This window comes from Pleurocapsa sp. CCALA 161 (assembly GCF_003003995.1).
GTDB lineage: Bacteria > Cyanobacteriota > Cyanobacteriia > Cyanobacteriales > Xenococcaceae > Waterburya.
On the sequence record NZ_PVWF01000009.1, the window covers coordinates 18,444 to 44,885 of the forward strand.

General features: G+C 40.1%; 29 protein-coding genes. 10 read left to right on the forward strand and 19 right to left on the reverse strand.

All coding sequences use genetic code 11. The annotated features are described in order from the left end of the window. The first annotated feature begins 72 nt into the window (after positions 1–72). Positions 73–1,023 (forward strand): NAD-dependent epimerase/dehydratase family protein, encoded by a 951-nt coding sequence (locus tag C7B62_RS03880; RefSeq protein ID WP_106233304.1) that lies wholly within the window; start codon positions 73–75, stop codon positions 1,021–1,023. Between the two features lie 18 nt (positions 1,024–1,041). Here the strand turns inward: C7B62_RS03880 and C7B62_RS03885 are convergent, their stop codons facing one another. Beyond that, positions 1,042–2,172: an FAD-dependent oxidoreductase gene (locus C7B62_RS03885; RefSeq protein WP_106233305.1), complete on the reverse strand. Its 1,131-nt coding sequence runs from the start codon at positions 2,170–2,172 to the stop codon at positions 1,042–1,044. A 185-nt stretch (positions 2,173–2,357) separates the two neighbouring features. Beyond that, entirely contained in the window at positions 2,358–2,699 is a 342-nt protein-coding gene (locus C7B62_RS03890; RefSeq protein WP_106233306.1) for a hypothetical protein, read from the reverse strand. Between the two features lie 160 nt (positions 2,700–2,859). On the opposite strand from C7B62_RS03890, the gene C7B62_RS03895 reads away from it, so the two are divergent. After that, on the forward strand, positions 2,860–3,096 hold the full coding sequence (locus C7B62_RS03895; protein ID WP_106233307.1) for a DUF4160 domain-containing protein: 237 nt from the start codon (positions 2,860–2,862) through the stop codon (positions 3,094–3,096). After that, positions 3,077–3,352 (forward strand): DUF2442 domain-containing protein, encoded by a 276-nt coding sequence (locus tag C7B62_RS03900; protein WP_106233308.1) that lies wholly within the window; start codon positions 3,077–3,079, stop codon positions 3,350–3,352. The genes C7B62_RS03895 and C7B62_RS03900 overlap by 20 nt, the downstream gene beginning before the upstream one ends. Before the next feature lie 2 nt (positions 3,353–3,354). On the opposite strand, the gene coaBC is transcribed toward C7B62_RS03900, so the two are convergent. From coaBC to C7B62_RS03915, 3 genes are read right to left on the reverse strand one after another with little or no spacing between them, the layout of a single operon-like run. After that, complete coding sequence (coaBC, locus tag C7B62_RS03905; RefSeq protein WP_106233309.1) at positions 3,355–4,680, reverse strand: bifunctional phosphopantothenoylcysteine decarboxylase/phosphopantothenate--cysteine ligase CoaBC; 1,326 nt, start codon at positions 4,678–4,680, stop codon at positions 3,355–3,357. Positions 4,681–4,693: 13 nt separating this feature from the next. Continuing rightward, positions 4,694–5,434 (reverse strand): 16S rRNA (guanine(527)-N(7))-methyltransferase RsmG, encoded by a 741-nt coding sequence (gene rsmG / locus C7B62_RS03910; RefSeq protein WP_106233310.1) that lies wholly within the window; start codon positions 5,432–5,434, stop codon positions 4,694–4,696. A gap of 13 nt (positions 5,435–5,447) precedes the next feature. Beyond that, positions 5,448–6,095 (reverse strand): ABC transporter ATP-binding protein, encoded by a 648-nt coding sequence (locus tag C7B62_RS03915; protein WP_106233311.1) that lies wholly within the window; start codon positions 6,093–6,095, stop codon positions 5,448–5,450. Positions 6,096–6,272: 177 nt separating this feature from the next. On the opposite strand from C7B62_RS03915, the gene C7B62_RS03920 reads away from it, so the two are divergent. From C7B62_RS03920 to C7B62_RS03930, 3 genes are all read left to right on the forward strand, one after another. Beyond that, positions 6,273–7,205, forward strand: coding sequence for a Sll0314/Alr1548 family TPR repeat-containing protein (locus C7B62_RS03920; protein WP_106233312.1), 933 nt, complete (start codon positions 6,273–6,275; stop codon positions 7,203–7,205). Positions 7,206–7,375: 170 nt separating this feature from the next. Continuing rightward, the gene (locus C7B62_RS03925; RefSeq protein ID WP_106233313.1) at positions 7,376–8,476 is read left to right on the forward strand and encodes a calcium/sodium antiporter; all 1,101 of its coding nucleotides are present in this window, start codon (positions 7,376–7,378) and stop codon (positions 8,474–8,476) included. Positions 8,477–8,819: 343 nt separating this feature from the next. After that, the gene (locus C7B62_RS03930; protein WP_106233314.1) at positions 8,820–9,578 is read left to right on the forward strand and encodes an MBL fold metallo-hydrolase; all 759 of its coding nucleotides are present in this window, start codon (positions 8,820–8,822) and stop codon (positions 9,576–9,578) included. Between the two features lie 12 nt (positions 9,579–9,590). Here C7B62_RS03930 and C7B62_RS03935 read toward each other — a convergent pair whose 3' ends face one another. The 4 genes from C7B62_RS03935 to C7B62_RS03950 all read right to left on the reverse strand — a co-directional run bounded on the left by C7B62_RS03935 (position 9,591) and on the right by C7B62_RS03950 (position 12,972). Next, on the reverse strand, positions 9,591–10,796 hold the full coding sequence (locus tag C7B62_RS03935; protein WP_106233315.1) for a homocysteine biosynthesis protein: 1,206 nt from the start codon (positions 10,794–10,796) through the stop codon (positions 9,591–9,593). Positions 10,797–10,881: 85 nt separating this feature from the next. Beyond that, positions 10,882–11,973, reverse strand: coding sequence for an AI-2E family transporter (locus C7B62_RS03940; RefSeq protein WP_106233316.1), 1,092 nt, complete (start codon positions 11,971–11,973; stop codon positions 10,882–10,884). Between the two features lie 116 nt (positions 11,974–12,089). After that, positions 12,090–12,272: a hypothetical protein gene (locus C7B62_RS03945; RefSeq protein ID WP_106233317.1), complete on the reverse strand. Its 183-nt coding sequence runs from the start codon at positions 12,270–12,272 to the stop codon at positions 12,090–12,092. A gap of 139 nt (positions 12,273–12,411) precedes the next feature. Then, complete coding sequence (locus C7B62_RS03950; RefSeq protein ID WP_106233318.1) at positions 12,412–12,972, reverse strand: response regulator; 561 nt, start codon at positions 12,970–12,972, stop codon at positions 12,412–12,414. A gap of 356 nt (positions 12,973–13,328) precedes the next feature. Between C7B62_RS03950 and lipA the strand changes: the two genes are divergently transcribed. Beyond that, entirely contained in the window at positions 13,329–14,240 is a 912-nt protein-coding gene (gene lipA, locus C7B62_RS03955) for a lipoyl synthase (RefSeq protein WP_106233319.1), read from the forward strand. 294 nt (positions 14,241–14,534) lie between these two features. Beyond that, the gene (locus C7B62_RS03960; protein WP_106233320.1) at positions 14,535–15,500 is read left to right on the forward strand and encodes a ribonuclease III domain-containing protein; all 966 of its coding nucleotides are present in this window, start codon (positions 14,535–14,537) and stop codon (positions 15,498–15,500) included. A 19-nt stretch (positions 15,501–15,519) separates the two neighbouring features. Here the strand turns inward: C7B62_RS03960 and C7B62_RS03965 are convergent, their stop codons facing one another. The 8 genes from C7B62_RS03965 to patD form a co-directional block, all read right to left on the reverse strand. Continuing rightward, positions 15,520–15,750, reverse strand: coding sequence for a hypothetical protein (locus C7B62_RS03965; RefSeq protein WP_233219803.1), 231 nt, complete (start codon positions 15,748–15,750; stop codon positions 15,520–15,522). Between the two features lie 128 nt (positions 15,751–15,878). Continuing rightward, positions 15,879–16,769 (reverse strand): Hpt domain-containing protein, encoded by an 891-nt coding sequence (locus tag C7B62_RS03970; protein ID WP_106233322.1) that lies wholly within the window; start codon positions 16,767–16,769, stop codon positions 15,879–15,881. Between the two features lie 64 nt (positions 16,770–16,833). Next, entirely contained in the window at positions 16,834–17,556 is a 723-nt protein-coding gene (locus C7B62_RS03975; protein WP_106233323.1) for an HAD-IA family hydrolase, read from the reverse strand. Between the two features lie 7 nt (positions 17,557–17,563). Then, positions 17,564–18,745, reverse strand: coding sequence for a 1-acyl-sn-glycerol-3-phosphate acyltransferase (locus C7B62_RS03980; RefSeq protein ID WP_106233324.1), 1,182 nt, complete (start codon positions 18,743–18,745; stop codon positions 17,564–17,566). A 7-nt stretch (positions 18,746–18,752) separates the two neighbouring features. After that, positions 18,753–19,940, reverse strand: a complete 1,188-nt coding sequence (locus tag C7B62_RS03985; protein WP_106233325.1) for an NAD(P)/FAD-dependent oxidoreductase — start codon at positions 19,938–19,940, stop codon at positions 18,753–18,755. A gap of 108 nt (positions 19,941–20,048) precedes the next feature. After that, complete coding sequence (locus C7B62_RS03990; RefSeq protein WP_106233326.1) at positions 20,049–20,585, reverse strand: DUF456 domain-containing protein; 537 nt, start codon at positions 20,583–20,585, stop codon at positions 20,049–20,051. Between the two features lie 152 nt (positions 20,586–20,737). After that, positions 20,738–21,589, reverse strand: coding sequence for a M48 family metallopeptidase (locus C7B62_RS03995; RefSeq protein WP_106233327.1), 852 nt, complete (start codon positions 21,587–21,589; stop codon positions 20,738–20,740). Positions 21,590–21,712: 123 nt separating this feature from the next. Beyond that, positions 21,713–22,084 (reverse strand): heterocyst frequency control protein PatD, encoded by a 372-nt coding sequence (patD, locus tag C7B62_RS04000; RefSeq protein ID WP_106233328.1) that lies wholly within the window; start codon positions 22,082–22,084, stop codon positions 21,713–21,715. A 358-nt stretch (positions 22,085–22,442) separates the two neighbouring features. On the opposite strand from patD, the gene C7B62_RS04005 reads away from it, so the two are divergent. Next, positions 22,443–24,689, forward strand: a complete 2,247-nt coding sequence (locus tag C7B62_RS04005) for a bifunctional (p)ppGpp synthetase/guanosine-3',5'-bis(diphosphate) 3'-pyrophosphohydrolase (RefSeq protein WP_106233329.1) — start codon at positions 22,443–22,445, stop codon at positions 24,687–24,689. Between the two features lie 11 nt (positions 24,690–24,700). On the opposite strand, the gene C7B62_RS04010 is transcribed toward C7B62_RS04005, so the two are convergent. Continuing rightward, entirely contained in the window at positions 24,701–25,366 is a 666-nt protein-coding gene (locus tag C7B62_RS04010; protein ID WP_106233330.1) for a phosphorylase, read from the reverse strand. A 33-nt stretch (positions 25,367–25,399) separates the two neighbouring features. Between C7B62_RS04010 and lepB the strand changes: the two genes are divergently transcribed. Then, positions 25,400–25,969, forward strand: coding sequence for a signal peptidase I (gene lepB / locus C7B62_RS04015; protein WP_106233331.1), 570 nt, complete (start codon positions 25,400–25,402; stop codon positions 25,967–25,969). A 3-nt stretch (positions 25,970–25,972) separates the two neighbouring features. Here lepB and C7B62_RS04020 read toward each other — a convergent pair whose 3' ends face one another. Further along, a complete protein-coding gene (locus C7B62_RS04020; protein ID WP_106233332.1) occupies positions 25,973–26,290 on the reverse strand; it encodes a 2Fe-2S iron-sulfur cluster-binding protein in 318 nt (105 codons plus the stop codon). Positions 26,291–26,442 lie beyond the last annotated feature (152 nt).

Here is a 26,442-nt window from a genome sequence, read left to right on the forward strand (position 1 = left end):
TGCAAAATCTCTAAGTCCAGTTATTCTGTTAAAGATCTAACCGATCTCGTACATAATTATTCGCAAATCTTTATGAATACCCATATTGTTACTGGTGTTGCAGGATTTATTGGTTCTCATCTAGCTGAAGCTCTTTTGCAGCAAGGAACGGAAGTTATTGGTGTGGATCAACTCAACGATTATTATGATCCCCACCTTAAACACAGCAACTTGGTTATTCTCAAGCAGTATGCCAACTTCAAATTCATCAAAGCAGATATTCAAGAATTAGACTGGCGAGAGTTATTAGCAGCGGTTGATGTTGTCTATCATCAGGCAGCCCAAGCAGGAGTTAGAGCTAGCTGGGGCGGAGGATTTAGGAATTATACCGAAAGAAATATTAATGCTACTCAGGTAATTTTGGAAGCAGCCAAACAGACAACATCTTTAACCAGAATTGTTTATGCTTCTAGTTCATCAATTTATGGGAATGCAGTGACAATGCCTACCCCAGAAACCCTTTGTCCTGTACCAGTTTCTCCCTACGGCATCACTAAACTTGCAGGGGAGCGTTTGTGTTGGCTATATCAGCAAAACTTTGATGTTCCCGTGACTGCTTTACGCTACTTTACTGTCTATGGACCAAGACAAAGGCCCGACATGGCTTTTCACAAGTTTTTTAAAGCAGCAATTGGGGGTGAAGCGATTAGTATTTTCGGTGATGGCAAGCAGACTAGAGACTATACATTCGTGAGGGATATCGTAGCTGCTAACTTAGCTGCGGGAAAAACACCAGCAGCGATCGGCGAAGTGTTTAATATTGGTGGCGGAAGTCGGGTAACCTTAATTGAGCTATTAGACCTAATGGAACAAGTGATGGGATTACCCATCAAGCGCAATTATTTAGAGAATGCTGTAGGTGATGCCCGTCATACTAGTGCTGATATTACCAAGGCACAGAAAATGTTAGGTTATGTCCCCCAGGTTTCTCTCTTGGAAGGGTTAACCCAACAATGGCAGTGGATACAGTCGTTGTATGTTTGAAGTAGGTGCGATTCGCCCCTACAGATTGACAAACTGGTTCATAAACTTGCGGTCAATGTAATCTTTCAGCCACCAGAAAAGAGTAGAATGCCAGCCTAAAGAATCCCAAGAGGCGATCGCCTTAAAATCTCCTGTACCAATCAAAGCTAGATATTTATCCTGGGGTATATAACTCTGTAGCGGTTGTTGAGTCAAAATATTCTGCCAGTTATTAAACAAGGGTTGTCCTTGACGCACTGCAAACACTCCTGCTTTGGGACGTGGATAATTAACCATGGTGGCTATATCTCCCGCAGCAAATATGTGAGGATGAGAAATCGACTGAAGAGTATCCGTCACTAAAATAAAACCCCGATCATCGGTTTTTAACCCAGACTCTTTAATCCACTTTGGTGCAGTAGCTTGAGTTACCCAAAAGATCCGACTGGCTTCAATCTCCAATCCTGACTGACAGATAAGCCGATCTGCTAAAACTTCTCTAACATCCTCTTGTAGATATAGCTTGATACCCCGTTGCTGAATAATTTTGGTGAGCTTATTGCTTACCCAGTTATTGTGTCCTGATAATAACTGCTTACCGCGATGGATTAAATGAATTTCTAGAGTATGCTTACCTTTGAAAATCTCTTGTAAACAACTTTGCATATTCAACGCCAACTCCACCCCTCCCGCGCCTCCACCAACGATCGCAATTGATAGAGGTTGTTCTGGATTAGATGCTGCTAACTGCTTTAACCGGTACCAAGCCTCAAGAAAATCTGGCACGGGTTTAGCGGGGATAACATATTCTTTAGCACCAGGAACAGTCAGGGTTTGGGGCGTGCTGCCTATATCTACAGATAAATAATCAAACTTGAACTGCCCAGATACACAAATTACCTTGTTATGCTCTGTATCAATGCCAATAGCGCGATCGCCAATGAATTGCGCCCCCGCAAACTGAGCTAAACTACATAAGTCGATATGCGTTTCATCGTAGTTATATAACCCCGCCACATGGCCTGGTAGCATCCCCGAATAAGGCGTTTGTTCGACATCACTAATTAAAGTTAAATCAACATCTGGGAGAGGATTTAAACCCCATTTTTTTAAGGCGATCGCATGAGAATGACCGCCACCAATTAATACTAGCTTTTGGCTCATAAATATCTGTCTAGACTTGAAGAATCAGTAAGGTGATTAGCAGCCGTAAATATTACCTAAAACACTTCAAGTATGTACTTTTAGATTGAAAACTCTTACTAGTCCTAGTTTTTAATCAATTATTTATTTATTGTACAATGCCAGTTTTCAGCTATGAGCCTTTGGAGCTAAAAATATCTAATCCTGACTTTTTAAAGATTTAGTCTGCCTGTAGTAAATAATTGATATCCTCCTGTAAAGCTAGCCAGGGAAATCACAAACTGCCAAAGACTTGTAGGCTGTAAAATGGCTCGACTACTAAGAAAAACTGCGATAATGCCAATAGCGATCGCAATCACAGCAAATTCTTTGTTGCTTCGTGGCAAAATAAAAAACATCAGCACACCGATAGTTAAAAATAGGATGGAAGTATCTGCTGCCACTCCTCTCCACCAATAGGGAGAGAGATTATTGGTGAAGTAAATATTTTTTCCGAGAAAATAAATTCCTAGTAGTAATAACCCTAGTCCGAGTAATCTTGATAATAATCGCATATTTATTCTGGTTGAACAATAACCCTAGAATGCCCAAATAATCTCGATCAAGATGCAGTAATATCGTTTCAGTTTTTAGTTGAGACAGATTAATTGTAGGGGCCAAACGCGAAGCGAAGCGTAATCGCCTATATTATTGAATAACTCTAAAATAATTGAGATGCCTACTGTTTTAAGAATAGGTGCATATCGTTTTTACTTTTATAGCCATGAGCCAAACGAACCACCTCATATTCATATAGATAGAGATAATCTGTCGGTGAAATTTTGGCTAGAGCCTATAGTGTTAGCTAAAAATCATGGATTTAGAGGGAAGGAGCTAAGAAAGTTAGAATTACTAGTAACAGAAAATCAAACGAAATTTATAGAGGCTTGGTATGGATATTTTGGAAATTAAAGCAGATGAAAGAGTCCAAAACGTCTATTTTACAGAAGATACTATTAGTGTCGAAATTATGGATGGTAGAACTATTACTGTTCCCTTAGTTTGGTATCCCAGGCTATTAGCAGCTTCTCCTGAACAAAGAGAAAAATGGTCAATTTGTGGAGGCGGTTATGGTATTCATTGGTCAGAAATCGACGAAGATTTAAGTACGGAAGGGTTGTTAAGAGGCGCACCAGCACCCCGCAGTCAATTTCAAAGCAAGCTGTAGAATTATGTCTTATGTTGATCGCAAGTTACTTCTAGATAATTGGCGATCGCTTTAGCGATTTCTGGTTTACCTACTACTTTTTGTGGTGCTTCGTCTTTGGTGACTAGATAAGCTACCTGTGCGCCTGTAGCTTGGTGTTCTTCGCCTCGATTGGCTACCACCATTTGATAACCCTCTTGCAATCGGCTTTTAGCAATATCAATCAACTCTTCATGAGAGATATTTTCTTGATACTTAAAAGTAATCATGCCTAAACTAGGAAACTTAGCTCTCACCCCACTAATTACTTTGGTGGTTGGGATTAAATCAATTTTGGATAGTTCGCCACTAGGAATTTTACCAGGGAAGACTTGAGCAGGTTGATAGTCGGCTACCGCAGCGGAAAAAATGCCGTAACGATAATTGTTTTGTAACTCTGTCATTACTTCAGCTAGATACTCGTCGTAGGTAGTAACTATTTTGTGAGGGAGATACTCAGGAGGCGAAAAACTACCCTGTCCATGAATTAATTTTACTTTTGCTCCCCGCAGATATAATTCTTCAGCGATACAAGCGCCTAATCTGCCTGTAAAACGATTGGTAAGACGCCGGATATGATCGATCGGCACAGGGGTAGGCCCTCCTGTAACTAAAATTGGCAGATCCTTGAGAGAAGATTGGCTAACCGCGCGACAGACAGCAAAAGCGATCGCCTTTTCTTCAGGTAAATTATTTTTACCATTAGCAACTTTAGGAGGAATAATTTTAATTCCCAAGCGATCTAACTTACGTAGAGATTCCGTCAGAATTGAATTATGCAAACTACCATGCATCGTTGGCGCAATTAGAATCTGGGTTTTACCCCGCTCCATTCTGCCAATCGCTGAACCTAAACTAGAAGTGATGATCCCATCGGCAATGCCCAAAGCCATTTTGTTAATCGTGTTATAGGTAGCAGGAGCAACTACATAAGCAGCAAAGGGATAATCATCGCTCAAATGTTCGGCATTAGCCGTGAGCTTAGTAATTACAGGATTAGTAGTACTCCACTCCAGAGCATCAACAGTCGTATATCTCAACGCTTCAGGAGAAACAAACGCCACTACCTCTGCACCCTGACGACGAAGAGTACGGGCAATTAGAGGAGCTTTCATAGCAGCAATACTACCCGTGACCAATAAAGCAATCCGCTTAGATTGTAAATGAGTTGATTCTAAGGTTACTTCGCGATCCGTAGGATACACAGATGCGCTTCGCGAAGCAATATCCTCATCTTTTAGGAGTTCTTTAGGGTAATCGTAATCGTCTAATGCCAATTCTGGTGAAGATTCAAAATCCCATTTATTCATACAGTTTTACTGCTCAAAGTGGTTGCTTTTCAGGAATACCCACAGCGCGAGGAAATTTTTTAGCAGTGGTGGAATCCTTGCGGAGATAAATACAGTGACGAATTCCTTTGCTTAAGGGAGTTTCCCAACGATGGATTAGTTCAATCTTGCCGCCTAATTGTGTTGCTGCTGCTGCTAAACCTGCTGTATCTTCATCACTCCAATGCCCGCGATAAAGAATGGCTAATCCGCCTTTTTTCACAAAAGGAAGACTATATTCAGCACAGACAGACGGTTTACTCACTGCTCTTACTAATGCTAGATCATAGCTAGCGCGATCGCCTGGAATTCTCCCTAATTCTTCTGCCCTGGCTACTATCCCTGTCGCATTATTAAGCTGTAGTTTGGCAATTAGATCGTTGACAAAAGTAATTTTCTTGCGGGTTGAATCTAAGAGTGTAATGCGCCAATGAGGAAAAGCGATCGCTAAAGGAATACCTGGAAAACCTGCCCCAGTACCCACATCAATAATCTGCAATTGATGGGCTAAGATCTCCTCCAGGGCAATTATTCCCGATAAAGAATCCCAGAGGTGCTTCTCCCAAAAGTCTTCTGGTGAAGTAATCCGAGTTAAATTTTGCTGGCGATTTCCCTCTAAAACTTCTTGATAAATTTGTTGAAATAGTTGCTCTTGAGCATCGCTTGGCTGCCAATTTAGAGTTTGTGACCAAATCTGATTCATTGGGGGCAGTACGTTGGTTTCAATTTTACTCATAGGCTTATAAAAATTATCGATTCAAGGCAGTTGACTCCATCGGTTGTAAAACGCCATGATTGATCGTCCAACAGCGATCGGCTATATTAATTAGTTCGACTGGATCGTGAGTTACCACCAGTAGCGTCCAATGCTGCTTTAATTTGGCTAACAGTTTGGCTAGCTGAATTCGCATTGACCAATCTAACCCCGCCGTTGGTTCATCCAGCATCAGGATATTAGGCTGGCGAATTAGCTGTACCGCCAAGGCTAAACGACGTTGTTGTCCCCCACTGAGAGCGTGAGGTGATACCTGGAGAGATATCTGCTCTAATCCTACCTCGCTTAAAGCATCTCTGACTCTTTTCAAGTCTAATTCGGGATGACCTAAGCGCAATTCTTCTAAGATTGTTCCGCCACAAAAATGCCGTTCGGGAAACTGAAAGACTAACCCTGCTAGCTGCTGTAATTCTAAATCGGTTAATTGTTTTGTGCGCCAAGAGATTTTACCTTGAGTCGGTTCGGCTAATCCCGCTAAGATTTCCAAGAGTGTGGTTTTGCCTGAACCACTTGCCCCGACTATTAATCCTAAATGCTGGGCTGGTAACTCTAGGTTAATATCCTTTAGAATCGGTTGGGGAGTTGCGGTCGGATGATAAATTAAATTTTGTAGACGCAGCATAAGCTCATAAATTGAAGTTTCCTTTTGATTATACGCACTAAAATTAGTTTGCTTTTTGATTTTTCTGGGGAATTATTAATTATATTATCTGCTTTCTTTTGGAACTAAAGTATTATTGTTTACGTCTACAACTATAAAAAATTACAGACAAAATAGATAAATTTTATTCGCTATATTATGAACAAAAAAGAATATTTCTTCAGTCTAAAAAAATATTATCAACGAATACTCTTGACTGTACCATTAACAGTTATATTATCGCTAAATTTCAATACCAGTTCTGCTTGGGCAAAAGACCCGTTTAGAGTAAAAAATGCTCGCGATATTGGTGAACATACCGAAAAAGCTTTTAAAACTATTTTTATTGAAGGCAATTATCAAACTGTTAAGCAGGAATTGAACCAGGCAGAGGTTAAAGAACCAAATGAACCTTTAGCTCATGCGCTACTAGCTTCTTTAGCCTATACCGAAAAAGACTGGCAAAAAGTCAAACAGTACGCTGATGAAACCCTATCCTCTGCTCAATTGCTAAGTAAAACCGATCCTGTTAGGGGCAATCTTTACTTAGGAGTAGGTCATTTCTTAGCTGGAGCTTATATCTACGAAAAGCAAGGCGCGCTGCCAGCAATTAATAAACTACAGCAGGTATTTAAGTATTTAGATCGAGCAGAAGATGCCGATCCTAACGATCCTGAATTAAACTTAATTAAGGGCTATATGGATTTATTATTGGCGGTTAATTTACCATTTTCTAGTCCCGAACAGGCGATCGCTCGTTTTAAAGCCCATGCTGCACCAAATTATTTAGTCGAAAGAGGATTAGCTGTAGCCTATCGCGATCTCAATGACTATAACAAGGCGCTGAAATATGCCGACCTAGCTTTAAAAACTGCTCCAGAAAACCCAGAACACTACTATCTTAAAGGGCAAATTTTAAGACAGCTCGGCAAGCAGCAAAACAGTGTCACAATCCTCACAGAAGCGATCGCTAATTTTGACCTAGCCTTAGCTAAATCAAAACAGTTGCCTGAATTTGTCTTAGAAACTTTAGAAAGGGAACGTAATTCAGCTCAAGAAAAAATTGTCGAAATTGAATCAGGAAAAAGTTAGTTGGATATAATTAATTAATAAGTATGTCTGCCTACTTGCTTTAATTTTTAATTTACATTACTTAACTTATTTGTTTGTCGTTACAAATTATGAGTTAATTGTAATTAATTATTAAAATTGGGTCTAATCTTATCAACACATAGAATAGACATTTCATTTATAGATTTTTTATGAGTCCTATCACTTTCTTAATTCTAGTTGCAGGATTAGTGCTACTGGTAATCGGGGCAGAGTTCCTGGTTAAAGGCTCTTCTAGACTGGCGGCAATGCTGCGGATACCTCCTCTAATTATTGGCTTGACTGTAGTAGCTTACGGCACTAGTGCGCCAGAAATGTCCGTCAGTGTTATGTCAGCGTTATCGGCACAAGGAGCTGATATTGCGATCGGCAATGTAGTAGGTAGTAATATTTGTAATGTTTTACTGATACTTGGTTTATCTGCGTTAATCGCGCCATTAGCAGTTACTAAGCAAATGATTCGTTCCGATGTACCGATTATGATCGGCGTATCATTTCTGCTGTTAATGTTTTCCCTTGATGGTCAACTCAGCAAAGTAGACAGTATTATTTTATTTATTGGTGTACTTACATATACTCTCTCTTTAATCTATCAAAGTAGTAAACAAAGTGTAGAACAAGATGAGTTTACAGAGGAATACAGTTTATCCGAGCCAATTACGCCAATAGCTTGGGTTAAAAATACGGCATATATTATTGGGGGGTTAATTTTACTAGTCTTAGGTTCTCGTTGGCTAGTAGCATCAGCGATCACCATTGCCGAATATTTTCAGGTGAGTAAACTCATAGTTGGCTTAACCATTGTCGCTGTGGGTACATCACTGCCAGAATTATTTACTTCAGTAATCGCTAGCTTTCGTGGCGAAACAGATATCGCCGTGGGTAATGTTTTAGGGAGTAATATTTTTAATATCTTAGCGGTGCTGGGTGTATCAGGAATAGTTGCTCCCAATGGCATTAACGTCAGTCCTAGCGTAATTAGCTTTGATCTGCCAGTGATGATTGCCGTAGCATTTTCCTGTTTACCTATTTTCTATTCGGGAAAACGGATTGAACGCTGGGAAGGAGTATTGTTTATATTTTACTATGTAGCTTATACTGCCTACCTAATCTTGAATTCTACAAATCCTCCCCATCCTATTTTGCCTGTGTATGTCAAGATTATGATGCTGGGAGTTATTCCTGTGACTATTATTGCCATAATTACGATCGCAATTATGGAAAAAAGGGCAAAAAATAAAAACCATGTCTAGAGCTTTGTCAATTAATTAATAATGGGTGAGCAAGCTTGGAGTAATGAGTAATGAGTAATAAGTAATAAGTAATAAGTAATAAGTAATAAGTTTTTTACCCACTACCTACTACCTACTACCTACTACCTATTACTTACTACCTATTTGCGAAGCTACATGCGGCAAAGTGCCTTTGTCCTTTAGGACTACCGACTACCTAACCTCAACCCATCAATTAATATTTGACAGACTACTAGTTTAGACTTGTCTATTGCTAATGATCGGCAAATTTTAAAATTATAAGTCGAGCTAATTATTTAACAAATATTTACAATGTAGGTAAGGTGTATAGTAAACAATCATTATGAATCTTACTTATTTTGATAGCAATTCTTGGCTGATAGAAATAGATCGCATGAGAATCCTGCTCGATCCTTGGTTAATCGGCAAGTTAACCTTTGGCAATCAGGCTTGGCTTTTTGAAGGGAGCAAAAATAATTCCCACCCCATCCCTGAAAATATTGATTTGATTCTGCTGTCCCAAGGGTTGGAAGATCACGCTCATCCTCCCACTTTGAAGAAGCTAGACAAGAGTATTCCCGTGGTAGCATCCCCCAATGCTGCCAAAGTAGTCAAAGAACTAGGGTATACAAACATAACTGCCCTGGAGCATCAAAAAACTTATCAATTAGGACAGGTGAAAATTAAGGCTGTTCCAGGTTCGCCAGTAGGTCCTACTCTAGTCGAAAATGGCTACATCATTACAGGGTTAGAGTCTGGCAAAAACATCTACTACGAACCTCACGGATATCATTCTGACTCCCTACAGGAAAGTGCGCCAATTGATGTGATCATCACGCCGATTATCAATCTTAAGTTGCCTTTACTGGGGGCAGTAATAAGAGGACAGCAAACAGCCCTACAGGTATGCAAGCAGTTAAATCCGCAGGTAATATTAGCTACGGCGGCGGGAGGAGACATTGATTTTAAAGGGGTGATTACCTCGATTCTAAAAGCAGAGGGTTCAGTAGATGAGTTCAACCGCCTATTAGAGCAAAATAACCTTTCGACCAAAGCAATTGATCCTCAGTCTGGGGAAATTATTGAACTATCATTGGTTTAAATCGCCTGATAATTATTCCAAAGAAATAATCGATTTGCTGCTGTCTTGAGGCATAAAAGCGCGATCGCTCGGTAGAGGTGCAACTGGTTCGGTTAAAGTAAATTTACCTGCCTCGATCCATTCCTTTAATTCTTGTGCCACCTTTAAAGAAAGATATTTACTGGCTAGAGGCGCAACCTTAACCGATCTTCCATCGATGGTCATATGTCCTTTTTGAAGCTGTTCATAGCTCACAAGACCGAAGGTGGGGCGGACTCGGCGAGGAATTGAAAAATCAATGACAGGAGCAACAATGTCTCGGTCTACTACAGAGCAGTTGTAAATTACTTTTTCACTAGTAACAGGTAAGGCGACTCCTACTCCCAGCATGATTGAAGGACCATAATTCTTGAAATAGCAACCCCTCACCCAGTCAGCACTCATTTGTTTAGCATCACCAATGAGAGCAACCGTGGCAGCCGGCCCAATGGGAGTACGATTGGGTAAGCGTTTTTGCAGAGGAAAATGTTGTGTCCCTTCCCAAGCAATATAACCGATTCCGCCACCCAAAAATATTTTGCTGCCAATGCCCACAGAAGTTAAGTCTGGATCGTTAAGCAGGGGAGAAATTGCTCCAGGATTTGAGTAGACGGCATTGCCTAATCTCGGCTGCAATGCTCCTAAATAAGTGTATAAAGTGCGATCGCCGCCATTTACGCCCACAATAAAGTTTTGATAAAGATTGCGCGGGTTAAATAAATAAAATTGATTAATATTATCCTTCGTGATGGCATTTTCCCACATTGCCCTGGGATAACAATCGGTTTTTTGCCCAATTGCTTTAAGCTGCACTGCTCTGCCTGCAATTAAGTCTTCGATCACATGACCGCCACCTTTCTCGCCACCGATCCCCTCTCGCAAATTAGGATCGCTTTCTTGCAGATTATAGTCCGCCGTGGCGGTTGCTCCCAAATAGAGATCTACTGCCCCAAAAGCAGCATAGGCAGCAATCCCATCCAGCCAGCATTGACGAATTTTGATTGGCGGATCGGTATGCCCCAGGTTGATAATTGCTCCTGTGGACTCCATTGGCTCAAATGTTCCTGTCGTCACCACATCAACCTGTTCAAAGATTTTGCTGATGCCAAGTTGAGAGACTTTTGCTTTAACTTCTGCTACTGTCCAGACAACGGCCTGACCATGACTAATTTTTTGATTAATTTCAGCGATCGTGCGCATATATTAAATACCGATGACTGATTACTGGGCTATATGCAGGTAATCGAGACAATGAATGGACTTTTATCCTAAAGGATACACTTCGCTATTCTTCTTCTAATCTAGCTGCTTCTTTAATCACTACCTTTTTTTCCAAGTGTGGTTTGCCGATCAAAGAAGAATTCCATTGATCTAAAACATCTTTAATAATTACTTCTTTAAACCAAATCTGAGCCACTACCGTTAAAGGTAGAGAAAGAAACAGACCGAGGAAACCAAAGAAAGTGGCAAAAAATATTTGAGATAGCAAGGTGACAGCAGGAAGTAAAGCAACCTGTTGCGCCATCACAATCGGAGTCAAAACATTACTTTCAATCTGTTGAATAATTATATATAAAACTAGTACAGTTAAGGATTTCCAGGGAGCTTCAATCAGAGCGATCGCCATGGGCGAAATTACACTTAAAGTTGGGCCTAGATTAGGAATAAAGGTCATTACTCCCGCGAGCATTGCTTGGGATAGAGCGAGGGGAATACCTAGTAGCAAAAGGACCATAAAGCTTAAAAGAGCAATCACCACCATGTTAAACAAGATTCCTACTAGCCACCCTTCTAAACCCTTGGCACATAAATCCAAAATCTCTTCAACTCGGCGACGATAAAAAGCAGGAAATAAACGCTTAAAACCCTGTCGATAAGTAACAGGATCGGCAAGTAACATTAAAGTGATCGCCAACAGTAGCAAAATACCCAGCAAAACTCCCAGCGAATTGTAGAAAACAGTTAAACCGCTACCTAAAAATTGCTTGATTAAAGGTTGCAGTTGCTGATTTAATTCTTCGGTGTCTGGCAAGAGCGTAATTATGCGAGGATCGAGACGCTCTGAAAGCAAATCAATCCAGATGTTTAATTTTTCGATCCCTTGAGGAACTAGTTTGGCTAAATCTTGAAACTGGTCAATAAATGGTGGAATGACAATCCAAACACAGCTTATGGTTACCAGGATGAGTAACAACATTGACAAAAAAACAGCGTTTACTCGTTTGATGCCTCGTCGTTGAAAAGTTTTAACTAAGATGTTTAAGGAGGTTGCTAAGACAATCGCCGTAAACAGCAATAACAGTAGCTGTTTGATTTGCCACAATATATATAAGGAGATAAAAAAGACAACTAGACCAATCCAAGTACCAAAATTCACTTTTTTAACTCCTCTGGTTCAAAATAGCGGACATAAAGTTGGTCTATAGATTAACCTGAAATGATCTGGTTGCCAGCTTATTGTTGTCTGCTTATTTGTTCAAATCTAGAGCGCAACTAGACCTGCCAGTAGCGCCAACCCAAAATCAACCCAATCGCCAGAGATGGCATTAAGACAATAGTTAAAACAGTAATTGTGGTGGGCTGAAGCTCTAGATATCTGCCCCCATACTTAACTAACAAAGATAATCCAAGAGAAAGTAGCAGTATTTTAAATACAAAGATAGCTTGATTATCCATGTCTATTAAGCTTAATTAATTGATCGCAATAGCAAAAAAAAGTAGTTGCTATCCACAACTTTAGCAGGTGAAAATAGCCGTCTAATAATTATTTGTAAAATTAAGCAAAAATTTATTGGTTGGATTATCGCAGACAAAATCATCTTATTTTTTGCTTGATAAAGGTAACAAGTTGATTAAACTGTTTCTTAATCTGCTCTGACTCTTGTTCTAGACGATAAACTTTGGACTTTAATCGTTCAATTTCAGCATTGAGAGCAGAAATATCAGCAGTAGCTCCAACTGATGCTTGAGGCGAAGCTGTGGTGAGTGATTGAGGCTGTTTTTTGGCCTTCATCATCGCATCGCGAATCGCATTAATGAGTTGTTCTTTATCAAAAGGTTTCTCGACAAAGGAAAAATATTCAAAAGGTTCGGTAATTTTATCGGTGACTTCTTCTTTGCGACCAGACATCAAAACCAAGGGAATTGAGCGATATTGTGATTGCTTCTGGATCTCTTGATATACTTCCCACCCACTCATTTTGGGTAACAAAAAGTCTAGCATAATTAAATTGGGATTCTCTGTTCTAATTAAATTGAATCCCTCAAGACCATCTTTTGCTTCAATAATGTCAAAGTTACCTTCTGGCAACATATCTTTGACTCGCATTCTAATGACCTTACTGTCATCAATTACTAGAATTTTGTGGGTTGACACGATTTACTCCTAAGCGACTAACTCTTGAGGCCTGATATCGACTAGACTGGTTTTGACAGTTAGTTTTGGGTTACAAGTTTAGAGTTCCCTTTTGAATTACTAAAATAACAGGAAAAAACAGCTAATAAATAATTATTTTTGTAATCTATGCCTAATGTAGATCCCCACAGCAAAAAGCGCTTTAATTAAATGCTTTCTTTAATTTAATTTATGTATGACGTAGCTCAATCAGGCTCTGGTGATGTTTTTTGTCAAAGCTGAAAATTAACAACTAATAGCTTTAAAAGTAACTAATTTACAATTAACTTGATCTATTTGATCTATATTGCAGTAATATTGCCAATCGTCACGAAATTATGAATCACTCTGCACATTATTCAACCCAAAACCATTGGCGTAGAGAAGCAACTTCTTTACCTTCTTGGTTAAAACGACCCATCGGTAAGGCAAGTCAACTGTCTACTGTACAGCAAATTATTAAGCAGAGAAATATTCATACGATCTGCGAAGAAGGCAGATGCCCTAATCGGGGAGAATGCTACAGCAATGGTACCGCAACTTTTTTATTAATGGGTCAGACCTGTACTCGCGCCTGTGCTTTTTGTCAGGTAGAAAAGGGTCATGCACCAATGATTCTCGATCCTGATGAGCCACAAAAGGTAGCCGATGCGGTTCAGCTATTAGGCTTGCGCTATGTGGTGTTAACCTCGGTCGCTAGAGACGATCTAGATGATGGAGGTGCAGCTTGGTTTGTTAGGGTGATGACAGCTATACGTCAGGAAAATCCCCAGACTCAGATTGAAGTATTAACCCCCGATTTTTGGAGTGGTAAATCAGCCGTTACTAACCAGTCGCAGAGAGTAGCAACGGTCGTAACAGCAAAACCTGCTTGCTACAATCATAATTTAGAAACTGTTGCTCGCTTACAAGATCCTGTGAGAAGAGGTGCAAAATACGATCGCTCCCTCAATGTTCTACGCTGCGTTAAAGAGATAGATTCTAGTATCCCCACTAAATCGGGTTTGATGTTGGGGTTAGGAGAGACAGAAGCCGAGGTAATTCAGACTTTAAAGGATTTACGGCAGATTAAATGCGATCGCCTTACTCTCGGTCAATATATGCGTCCTTCTTTGGCTCATCTTCCTGTAGCTAAGTATTGGACTCCTGATGAGTTTACCCGTTTAGGTAAAATAGCACAAGATCTGGGGTTTTCTCATGTTCGTTCTGCACCATTGGTGAGAAGTTCTTATCATGCGGGAGAAGATTAAAGTAATTTAAATTAGGGAGATAGCAAAAGTCGCTCTAGAGCGATCGCTAAATCGGAAAAAGCATGAGGAGTGACTATTCCAGCAGTTAAGGTTTGGATTTGGGAGTAGGCATTATTTACTGGTTGAGTATGTAGAGATTGGTGATTAATTATCTCCCCATATTTCTATATCTTTAATCTCCCTAAATAAGAAGTATTACGACGATTAGATCTATCTACATTCTATAGTTTTGCTAATGACGGATATATCTTAGATAGTCTTGTTAACAGGGAATCACTTCAATATTAATAGGTAATGAATAATAACTGGGAACCGTCACAAATTGAGAACAAGATTGGCATCAATTTTAAATACGATCAAACTCTCCGCCTAGCGTTGATTCATCCGTCCTATGCCAAGCTAATTAAAGAGCCTGAAATTAATAATCAGCGTTTGGAACTTTTAGGGGAGAATATTCTCAATTTAGTTTTAGTAGACTATATTTACTGGAATTTTTCTCATTTTCAGGTAGGCAAGCAAAAGGCATTGGTTAGTAAGTTAACCGAATCAGAAAGATTAACTAACCTTTGGTACGATTTGCAGTTAGGAGAATTCTATCCATTTTTAGATTTAAAAGAAGAACGTCATCGTTTACGAGTCAAACCAAGTAATCCCTTTGAACAGGCTTGTAAAGCTTTAATTGGCGCAATTTTTATCGATCGTGGTTTTACTCAGACGCGCAATTGGTTACAAAAACGGCTGATCATACCACTGCTCAAACGTTATCTTAAGCCTGAATTAGAACATACCCCCTCAGATAAACAAATCCAGTTTTTGGGAAATACTTTACTCCAGGCAATTGTCGTTGATTATTTATATAAACAGGTTCATTTAGCTAGTCCCAGCATCTTAAAATCTTTGGCGCGAAAACTGACGGCTAAAGAAACTCAAAGCGAGTACTTGAAATTATCTGATGCTGCTTGGTCAGATCTATTGCCTCAACAGACAAAACCCAAACCCTACACAGCTTTACTCGCAGCAATATATCTACATTTTGACAACGACAACAGTAAATCTAGCTTGCGTAAAACCAGTACTTACTTTGCTCAAAACTGTCTTGATGATGATGAAATTATGGCACAAGCGATCGCTTTACTGCTTAAAGAGGGTAAACCGCAAAAATGGATTATTCATAAAGTAATGAATTATGCCAACAATCAATATAATGAAGGTCGCGAAAAATACTACCAGCTAATTGGTGAATCTGAAGCCGATGTTTAACTGTATCTGAACCAATAAACTAATTCTGATGGCGATAATCACCACAGCCAATCGCCTGTTCTGTATTAGCTACCGAAGGATTTACCGTACATTTAAGGTGGTAGTCTCCTGTGAAAAAGCGACACTTAGTACAGGGGATTTGATGCATTCTTTTGGCTTGAGCGATTACATCCAGGATGCAGCTAATTAGACTCCAAGCACAAAGACTAAAAATAGAAAAAGCTCCAACGATTCGAAGTTGAAGCAGCAATGGTTTGAATAGACTTGCGGAATTAATAGCGAATTGAAACACAGCTTATTATCGGTGATCACATCATAGGTTCTTATTATGACACGCATCAATTTGTCAAATCTATGTCTCAGGTTCAATATTATTGATTAGATACGGGTCTTAATAATCTGAAATATTTGCATAATTTGCTGCTTGTTAAATGTTTTCAGTAAAGCGATCGCTGCACCTTGAGGATCTGTGGGAATACTCACTGTACTAGCAGTAGTACTACCGCCAACAGTGCCACCTGCCGTAGCTGCCAACTGCTGAAGGTTTTTACTAGGAACAAGCTGTTGTGCTTGACCAGCGTTTAAATAATCGCCAGCCTGCTTAATTTCTTTAATTACTACCTGAGCGATTGTGTTGTAAGGATATTTTTTATTGGTAATCGCTGTTTGGGTGGTGGCAATTAGATTTTGCCAATTGGCTTCATTAGGGGCAATTTCTCTCAAGCTTTTGCAGCATAAATGTAGCTTTTGACGACTTTCTGGACTGTCAGGCTGTTTGAATATCTGAAGCATCTGCTTGAGTATTTTGGTAATTTGCTGACCGATATCTGCTTGACCTGAAGCACTGCCTGAGAGTAGTTGCTGGAGATACTGATCTAAAAGGGCAAAATTCGATTCTGATTGCTGCAAAATTTCTACTGCATCAGCATCCTTAAAATCAGCAGAGTTTTCTAAACGTTCAATTAAATCTTGAAGATGATCGTAACCGTTAAGAAATAAAGTTTCTAACTTTTGATCGACATCAACAGGATTGTCTTTCAAGATTTTAAAAGAATCTTCGAGACGATGAGCAGTTTTTTGAATACTAGTGTAGCCTAACATAGCAGCACCACCCTTGACAGAATGAGCAGCGCGAAACATCTCGTTAACAGTCTCAGTATCCTGTACCGACGTAGCTAGCTGTAGAATTCCTTGCTCTAATGTTTGCAGATGTTCTTTTGCTTCTTCGATAAAATATCCGAGAATTCTCTGTTGATTAGCTGTATCCACCTATATCCCCCGTGTCCTTAAACGCTGTAAAAATGTCTATATGAAGCACTATATATTGACAAGTTTATCCCAGACTCCATAAATTGGGTAGTTGATTTTCAATATTCAATGAATGGGCTTGGCGATTTAACCAGAATGAGCCTAATCCAGCATTCTTTGCTGCTATATAATCTTCAGTTGGACTGTCCCCAATATGCCATGCATTCATGGCGACTAAATTATGTTTACCTAAAGCAATTTTAAAAATATTTGACTCTGGCTTGGCGAATCCCGCCATTGAAGAAATAGTAATACTAGTAAAAAACTGGTCTAGATCCAAGAGATTCAGTACTTCTATTAAGCGACTGTCAAAATTTGAAATAACGCCTAATTCAATGTCGCGATCGCGACATTGAATTAAGCAATCAACAGTATCAGGAAATACATACCAAGGTTCTTTTGTGCCAAAATAACCATATATTTCTGTAAAAAAAGCATTAAAATCAACAAAGTTTTCTATCACTTCTAGCTGCTCAAAAGTTGCTGATACTACTTGTTTCCACCAGTCAAATTCCTGTTGCTTAATTACTGCTAGTTGGTTGGGCAAAAATCCTAACGGTGGGGCAGATTTAAAGCTGGTTCTAAAAGCTTGTTCTATTTCTTTTGCATCGATCACGACGCCATATTTATGGGCATATTGATGATATATTTCGCCGACACTGTTTTTTAGATCGAATAAAGTACCCATGGCATCAAAAAAAATAACCTTGGGTAAAGACTCGCGAGGCAATTGATCTAATATTTGCATAATTTATTTAGCTAAGATTGGTCTGAACTTCCTGCTGAACCATTTCAGTTAGGTTATTGATGATTTGTATTCGTGAAGCGGTAGGTCGATCGCTTTGATATTCTTGCCAATAATCTTTGAGGTTAATTGGCGTACCTATTTTGGCAATGATTTCTCGTCGCCCTTTGAACCTCGGTCGATCACTTGCAAATACTTCTCTTTCTAAACGATCTATAGTGGCGAAAAATCTTTCGGGGGTGGGTTTTTCGGCTACGTAGCCATCATAGATGGCATCAAAATTGAGTAGCCGAACGGTAGTCAGGTAGAGGTGTTCATAGTCTATGGCTGCTGTTCTATCTGAAGCGGACAGGTTGCGTAAAACAGACTGTACTCGATAAACTCGTTCGCGATTGGGCAATTGATTTTTGGCAGCTATGTCCAATTTTGCTTCACAGTAGCCCAGCATCTGTTTTCTAAGATTTTCCAGGCGTTGATTCCAGTCTGTTTGTTCGACGGTCACATGATACTCAGCTTCGAGATTATTGAGAACTTTTTTGGCGATCGCTCTTAAGCGAGTATAAGCATCACTGCGATCAGACTTAACCAACAAAGCAGTTTCCAAACGCTCTAAAGCTCGATCAATTTGCTCTTTTGTATTGCTGAGGTAACAGTATTTTAAGCTAACAGGTACTAAATAAAAGTTGGGAACGGTGTTTTCTTGTTTAACCAACTTCTCTAGCGCTTTTAAAGATAGCTCAATCGCCCCAGTACGAAAAGGAATTACAGTGTCATTTTGATAAGAACACCCCCCTTCGGGAAAAATTACTAGCTTACACCGAGGTTGCTGGAGTATGTTTAGAGTTTGCCTGACGCTAGAGCGATCGCCAACTCCCCGATGCAGGGAATAAGCGCCAACAAGCTGCAATATTTTACCAACCACACCTTGAAAAGCCTCGATCGCTACCACATAATGAAACAATTGTCCGATGCGGGCGGATAACTGAAACACTGCCACGCCATCATCTAAATTGGAATGATTGGGCAAATAGACTACTCGACTAGAGGCGATCGCCCTCACTTTTGCTAGATCCTCTTCAGCTACTGTGAGTCTAAATTTAAAGGCAAAATAAGTTACTAAATAAAATATGCTTTGAACCAAGCGAATTAGCAGGGGATTTTGCCGAGGCGGAATAAATTTGGGATCGCTCATCGAGATCTTAAGGCGATAACAGTTCAACTAAAGGCTGAGTGATCCAATTAAACCCCACAGTCAGCTGATGTTTTAAGGTTGGTAAACGGTAAAGATAAATTAAACGTCTGGCGACATAAGCCATTGGACCATCTAATTTTAAACCTAGACCGCTGATTGTAGCGTTGTCTGTACCCAAAGTCATCATTTCCCCTAGAGGCTGATAACGGAAAGACAATAAAGGACGGTTAGTTAGGGATGCCCAAATGTTCCAGGCGCAGTAGTCAGACTGTTGAAAAGCAACTTGTGCTGTAGCAGGCAAAGCATTACCATCGCTATCGTAATTATTGGCAGCATCTCCCAAGGCAAAAATATCCTCTCTTCCTTTAACTAGTAAAGTAGGCTCAATTTCTAATAATCCTTGCTCATTTTGTGTTAGCGGAAGCTTGTTGATTAACTCAGAAACTTGGTTGCCAACAGTCCATAAGACTATATCTACAGGAATAGTATCAGCTTGACCTTTATAAATAAGAGTAATGCTGTCTGAGGTAACCTGCTCCACTTCTGTTTCTAAGTCCTGCCAGATTTGATTTTTCTCCAGTGCTTTAATTGCCGTTTCTCGATTAAATTCCGAGCTATCTTTGAGGATTTGCGTTCCTCGGTCGATGATGCGAATTCTGCCCTTGTCACCTAAGCGGTCTGCCAGCTTGCAGCTCAACTCCACACCACTATAGCCACCGCCGACTACAGCAATACGGATTTTATCGCGATCGCTTTCCTCCAATAGTCTTAACTTTTCTTGAAGACTGTAAGCATCGTTGAGAGAACGAAATGGTAGAGCGTGTTCTTTTGCTCCTGGAATTAAATCTACAGGAGTTCTGCCCCCTGTAGACAGCACCAGCTTGTCGTAGTCAATTTTGATATCGTCCTGTAAGGTAACTTGTTGCCCTTCAATATCGATTTCAGTAACGCTACCCTGCCGAAAAATTATACCTGTATTTGCCAATAATTCGGCAAAGGGTGGAGCAATCTCCCAACTCTGCATCTCTTCGGTAATTAATTCATAAAGCAAAGGAGAAAACAAAAAGCGATCGCTTTTATCAATCAGAGTTATTTCTGGCTTGTCTGCACTTTGCCAAGGAAGTTCACTTAGGCGTAAAGCAGTGTAAAGACCACCAAAACCACCGCCGACAATACAAATTTTTGTTGCGCTCATAAAAATATCTATCTCTTACCAAACAGTTAATACTCAATACACTTCAATATATGTATTGATTCTAGCGGTTTCACCACAATTCTGGATCGCTCCTGGCTTCTGCCTCCTTCAAATAAACACATAAGACCAGGTGGAATAAATAAATATTGCTACGGCCAAAGCTGCCAGTAAGGCTTCGATCGCGTTACCAATTAAAGAAGCGACTACAATACCTGCACTTGCTTTTAATGCCTGCTGCATCCTGACTGAACCTTCAAGATTACTACGATAGAGATATTCCCCTACAAAAGCGCCAATAATTGCACCCAACAATACGCCAATTAAAGGTCCGCCAAAGGGTAAAGCAGGTAACAAACCGACAAAGCCTAAGACCATTCCGGCGATCGCGCCATATTGACTCCACTTGCTTGCCCCAGACTGTTTAGCACCAAAATATAACGCCAGGTATTCTACTACTGCGCTGAGAATTAAGACCACAAAGATCAAAATCATCGGCCAGCCAATGCCTGCAAAGCCAGTGAAAATACTCCAACCGACAATAGCCGCCAAAATAATACTGCTGCCAGGAAGTCCTGGAATCATTGCCCCGACTACGCCAACCGCCATCACGGCTAGGATAATCCAATAAACAGTAGTTATATCCATAAAATTAAAATTCAATTAATAATTAGTTTTTCTTAACTTAAAACACCTATTCAACAAGTTTGAAACCTTCGAATTAAAAGACTTTTGATTTTTCCTGTCAAGCAAGACAATGTGATTTTTAACTTTTAACTTTTGACTTCCACAGAGCGAAGCTAGAGACGAGGACCAACTATTCTGGCAAAACGGTCTTGGTTCTGCTGTAGTTGAGCGGGAACACCATTGGGATAGGTTTGGTTAATAATGCTAATTAATTGCTCAATCCGATTTCCAGGATTGGGATGAGTACTCATAAACTCTGGCTGTCCACCTGCGTCACCTCTAGCGGAATCAAGAATTTTCATTAACTCAACAATACCTACAGGGTTATAGCCTGCTTCGGTCATAAACTTAAACCCCAAGCGATCGCTTTCTAGTTCATCTTCTCGCCCATATTTAAGATTGACCATTTGGTTGACTGCCTGGGCTAAAATTGCTGCTTGTCTACCGCTTTCAGGGCGATCGCTGGCAGCAACTCCTACCGCATTGACTAAGGCACTACCCAACTGTTGTTTAGCTAAATGTTCTGCACCGTGTCTGCCAATCACATGACCTACTTCATGACCTAAAACCCCCGCTAGCTGGGCTTCAGAGTTTAACTTACTCAGTAAGGCTGCGGTCACAAATACTTGCCCCCCAGGTAGGGCAAAAGCATTAATTGTTTGGGGATCGCGCAAGAGATGAAAATCAAAAGGATAAGCTGAATTTTTGGCTATCGAATTTTGGACAACGCGATTTCCCACCTCATCCACATAGTCTTGCAAAGTTTGATCGGGATAAAGGTTGCCATGCTGGGCTGCCATCTGTGGCGCTGACTGGCGACCAATCACAATTTCCTGTTCAGGAGAAAGCTGCACTCTTTGTTGTTCTCCTGTAATGGGATTTTCGCTAACGTTGGTGAAATAGTTGAACATTCCAAAAACTGCGAAGATTGCGCCTATCGCTAGACGAATTAGTAATCGACTCACTGGTTAAATTCTGACTTTAATTAATTATTGGCAGAATGTTATCACGAGTCTTAATGCTGGTTGATATTTCTTTGAGGTTGCTTAAGCTAACCAAGACAATTCTTAATACTATTTAATAGGGTATTAATTGTCATTTTTTAACATTATCTGACAATAACTGATTAATTTAGTCAAACGCTCATTGATACTTTTGAGTCTTTTAAGTTGAGTTGTCTGCTGGCGCGAGGCAGCTAAAAATAAAATATCTGTCGATAACAGTTTAAACTCTCTCAAGATTTCAGTTTGCACTCCCTGCCACCGAGAGGCGATCGCTGGTGGCAAATCTTGACTGCTAAGTTGGGCAACGTTTTCTGCAAACCAGCTAGATAACTCGTGAAAATTTTGCTCGATCTCGGATTGAGGAGATTCTTGCTCTTGCTTTGCAAGTTTTTCTACAAATTTGGTTAACAAAGTCAAGAAATCCTGATATGCTCGATTGTGTGATGTAGATAACATTGTTGAGTTAAAATTAAAGTATTGAGCAAAATAAGAGTTTCTTAACCAAGCCTGACTTTTACTCAATGCTGATGTTTAAAAACATGTTGTAAACAGTAAGCTTTTATGCTTAATAGTTTGGCAAATTAACTATATTAATAGTGAGGTAAATTTCTTAGCTAAACTATTATTTAATTATTAATTTTGACCTATAGCAATGCTATTCAACTAGAGTTAAAGCAGGTCTAATATACACAAGTATAGATAGCATAAATTTAAAATTCTCCTATTTGGCTCTTATCAGCGGACAGGTAAACTCTGCCATAAAACGACAGGGCTTGCCTGTTCTTCCACAATTACCTAAAAATTATTTAAATCTATGACCGCTATCTCCATCATAGAAAACCGTAGTAATGAAGTTCAGCTTCCTCAATGGCTACAGGAATGCCTGATCGATCAAGAGTCGTCAGAGTCGACATCGGATGATTTATTAATCTGTCGAGCGTTCAATTTTGCCTATCAGCTTCATGAAGGACAAACCCGTAAGTCAGGAGAACCTTACATTGCTCATCCCATCGCGGTGGCTAGTTTATTGAGGAGTTTGGGCGGAGATAGTGTGACGATCGCGGCTGGTTTTTTACACGACGTGGTTGAAGATACAGACGTTACCCCAGAAGAAATTGAGGAGCGATTTGGGGTGCAGGTACGTTTGTTGGTAGAGGGAGTAACTAAGTTATCTAAGTTTAATTTCTCCAGCACCACTGAACGTCAAGCAGAGAACTTTCGACGTATGTTCTTGGCAATGGCGACAGATATCCGCGTGATTGTAGTTAAGCTAGCGGATCGACTGCACAATATGCGGACGCTAGAACACCTCAAGCCAGAAAAGCAAAAACGGATTAGTCAAGAAACTAGAGAAATTTTTGCCCCCTTAGCAAATAGATTAGGAATTGGTCGTTTTAAGTGGGAACTAGAAGATCTCTGCTTTAAGTATTTAGAGCCTGAAGCTTACGAAGAAATTAAATCTTTAATTGCCGAAAGAAGAGCAGATCGCGAGGCAAGAATAGCTAGAGTTACCGAAACATTGCGATCGGGTTTAAAAAACCAAAATATCGAAGTGGTGGAGTTAAAAGGTAGACCTAAACATCTCTATGGCATTTATCAGAAAATGCAGCGCCAGCAAAAAGAGTTTAGTCAGATTTATGACATTGCTGCTTTTAGAATTATCGTTAAAACCAACGAAGAATGTTATCGATCCTTGGCGGTAGTTCATGATGCTTTTACGCCGATCCCTGGTCGCTTCAAAGACTATATTGGCTTACCTAAACCAAACCGCTATCAATCTTTGCATACCACTGTCGTTGGCACTAACGGTCGTCCGATTGAGATTCAGATTCGGACTAAAGAAATGCATCAGGTTGCCGAATATGGCATCGCTGCTCACTGGAAATATAAAGAAACAGGCTCAAGTAACGTTAGCATATCTTCAGACGAAGATAACAAGTTTACCTGGCTAAGACAGCTATTAGAGTGGCAGAAAGATCTTAGTGACGCTCAAGAGTATATGGAAAGCGTCAGAGACAACCTATTTGAAGATGATGTATATGTTTTTACTCCTGATGGGGACGTAGTAGCTTTAGCTCATGGTGCAACTCCGGTAGACTTTGCCTATCGCATTCACAGCGAAATCGGTAATCACATGAAAGGCGCAAGGGTCAATGGGCGTTGGTCGATGCTCTCAAAACCCTTAGAGAATGGTGATATTGTCGAGATTGTCACCCAGAAAAACAGTCATCCTAGCTTGGACTGGCTCAATTTTGTTGTGTCTCCCACGGCTCGTAATCGTATTCGCCAGTGGTATAAACTTTCTCACCGTGAGGAAAATATTGCCCGTGGGAAAGAACTGCTAGAGAAAGAAATGGGCAAAAGTGGGTTTGACTCCCTGCTCAAATCTGAAGCCATGCAGATTGTGACTCAACGGTGCAATTATCATTCAGTTGAAGATTTGTTGGCAGCTTTGGGTTATGGCGAAATTACGCAAAATCATGTAGTTAATCGTTTGCGGGATGTAGTTAAAGAACAACAACCAGTAGAAACTGAATCAGCAAAAGAAGTAGAAATTCCTGCTTATCTAAATAGCAATCAGGAGAAACACAGGGGTGGAAACTCTCCTATTATTGGCGTAGAAGGAATGTTGTATCATCTGGCAGGTTGTTGTAAACCCTTGCCAGGAGAGTCCATTATTGGTGCAGTTACTCTTAGTTCTAGAGGGATCTCCATTCATGCTCAAGGCTGTGAGAATATAGACAAAATACCAGGAGAAAGAATTATTCCTGTTAGCTGGAATGATGATGCTGAAGATAATAAGGCCTTTACTTACCCCGTAGATATTCAGATTGAAGCCATGGATCGCGTGGGGGTATTTAAAGATATTCTCGCACGTCTTAGCGATCGCGGGATTAACGTTCGCAATGCGGGGGTTAAGACTAGTCGTAATAAACCTGCGCTGATTTCTTTGAGCTTAGATATTCGCGATCGCCAACAGCTAGAATACGTCTTCCAGAGAATTAAAAGCATGAGCGATATTCTTAATATTCGTCGGGTGATGAATTCTGGCGAACAATAACTAATAACTAATTAAACGTTAAATAATTTAGTTGTAATTTCTTCTAGCGCTTTTAATCCAGCTAAAGAGCCTTTGATTAATCTGATGGCTGCAAGAGGTTGTTTAATGAAGGAGATCGCCAGAGGTAGAGTCTTAAGGTTTCCTTGACTATCAATAGCTTGATTTAGATTTGGGAGATCTCCACGAAGATCGTCACTGACTACCCGAACCATAGCAACAGATATTCCTTGGCGCTGTAATTCTTTGATATAGCTATATCCTTCCATTTCCACGATGGTGGTGGGATACTGTTGAGCGAGGATTAGCTTGTCTTTGGCTTGGGTGATAATGCGATCGCTCGTCAAAGCATTAACTAAATCGATTGATAATTTCTGTTGAATCTTAGCGGTCAATTCAGCATCAAGATCTATGAGATTATGGTTTAAATCTTGGCAGCTTTTAATTAAAACTGAGTCTTGTACAGTATAAGAATCAGATAAACTACCGCATAACCCCATAATTAAAACATTTGCCCAACTATCTATTTGCTCAGAATAATTTGCTAAGACTTGGCTGATATGCCTAACGCCGATGGGAATAGCAATAACTTGAATACCATCTACCTGAGCTTTTAATAAACCGCGACAAACTGCTTGGTATTCTGCTCCTTGAGGCACAACAATAGTATTAATCAGCATCACTACTTTATTCAAATTTATTCAAATGAATGTATGTCCTTAACTAAACCAAAAAAAATAACCAACAAACTTGCTTGGTGGCGCAATTTTAAAGAAAATAGTCTTACAGTCGTGGTGGCGCTAGCTTTAGCCTTGATTATTCGGCTCTTTATTGCCGAACCTCGCTACATCCCATCCGAGTCCATGTTTCCCACTTTAGCAACAGGCGATCGCTTAGTAGTTGAAAAAGTAGGGTATAAATTTCACCCACCAAATAAAGGCGATATTATTGTCTTCCAGCCACCAGAAATGCTAAGAATGATCGGCAATTTCGAGAAAAGCCAAGCCTTTATCAAAAGAGTGATTGCCAAATCTGGTGACAAAGTAGCAGTCAAAGACGGGATAGTATATGTTAACGAGCAACCTTTAGTTGAAGACTACATAGCTGCACCTCCAGAATACGAACTAATACCCGTCACCGTGCCAGAAAGACAGTTATTTGTCATGGGAGACAACCGCAACAATAGTAATGACTCCCATATCTGGGGTTTCCTACCAACAGAAAACGTGATTGGTCATGCAGTGTTTCGCTTTTGGCCTCTAGACCGTATTGGGACAGTATAGTAATTACTGATTACCGAATTGTCTGGCATAAACAATATCTTCTTTCCCAGATTCAAGTTTAAGATCAGATCTGGGGTAGGCTACACAGAGTAGGGCATAACCTTCTGCTTGTAATTCGGGAGAAACCCCCATTCCCTCACTTTGTTCGACTTCTCCTAAGAGAATTTGAGCAGCGCAGGTTGTACAAACTCCAGCACTACAGGAATAAGGAAGATCGATCCCTGCACTAGTTGCCGCATCTAAAATAGTTTGTGATTCAGCAACTTGTATGGTTTGAATAGTACCCTGATGGTTAATTTCAACGCTGTAAATATTAGACATGGCGATCGCAAATTTGTACCAATAAACTTATAAATTTAACTAGATTTATTATCTTCTCATAATCCTATCGCTCCATAATAGGTCGAACCATTTGTAGTTGATTTGAATCAAGTTAAGCAAAAATTGGCTCATCTCTCACCGAGAAATTAGAG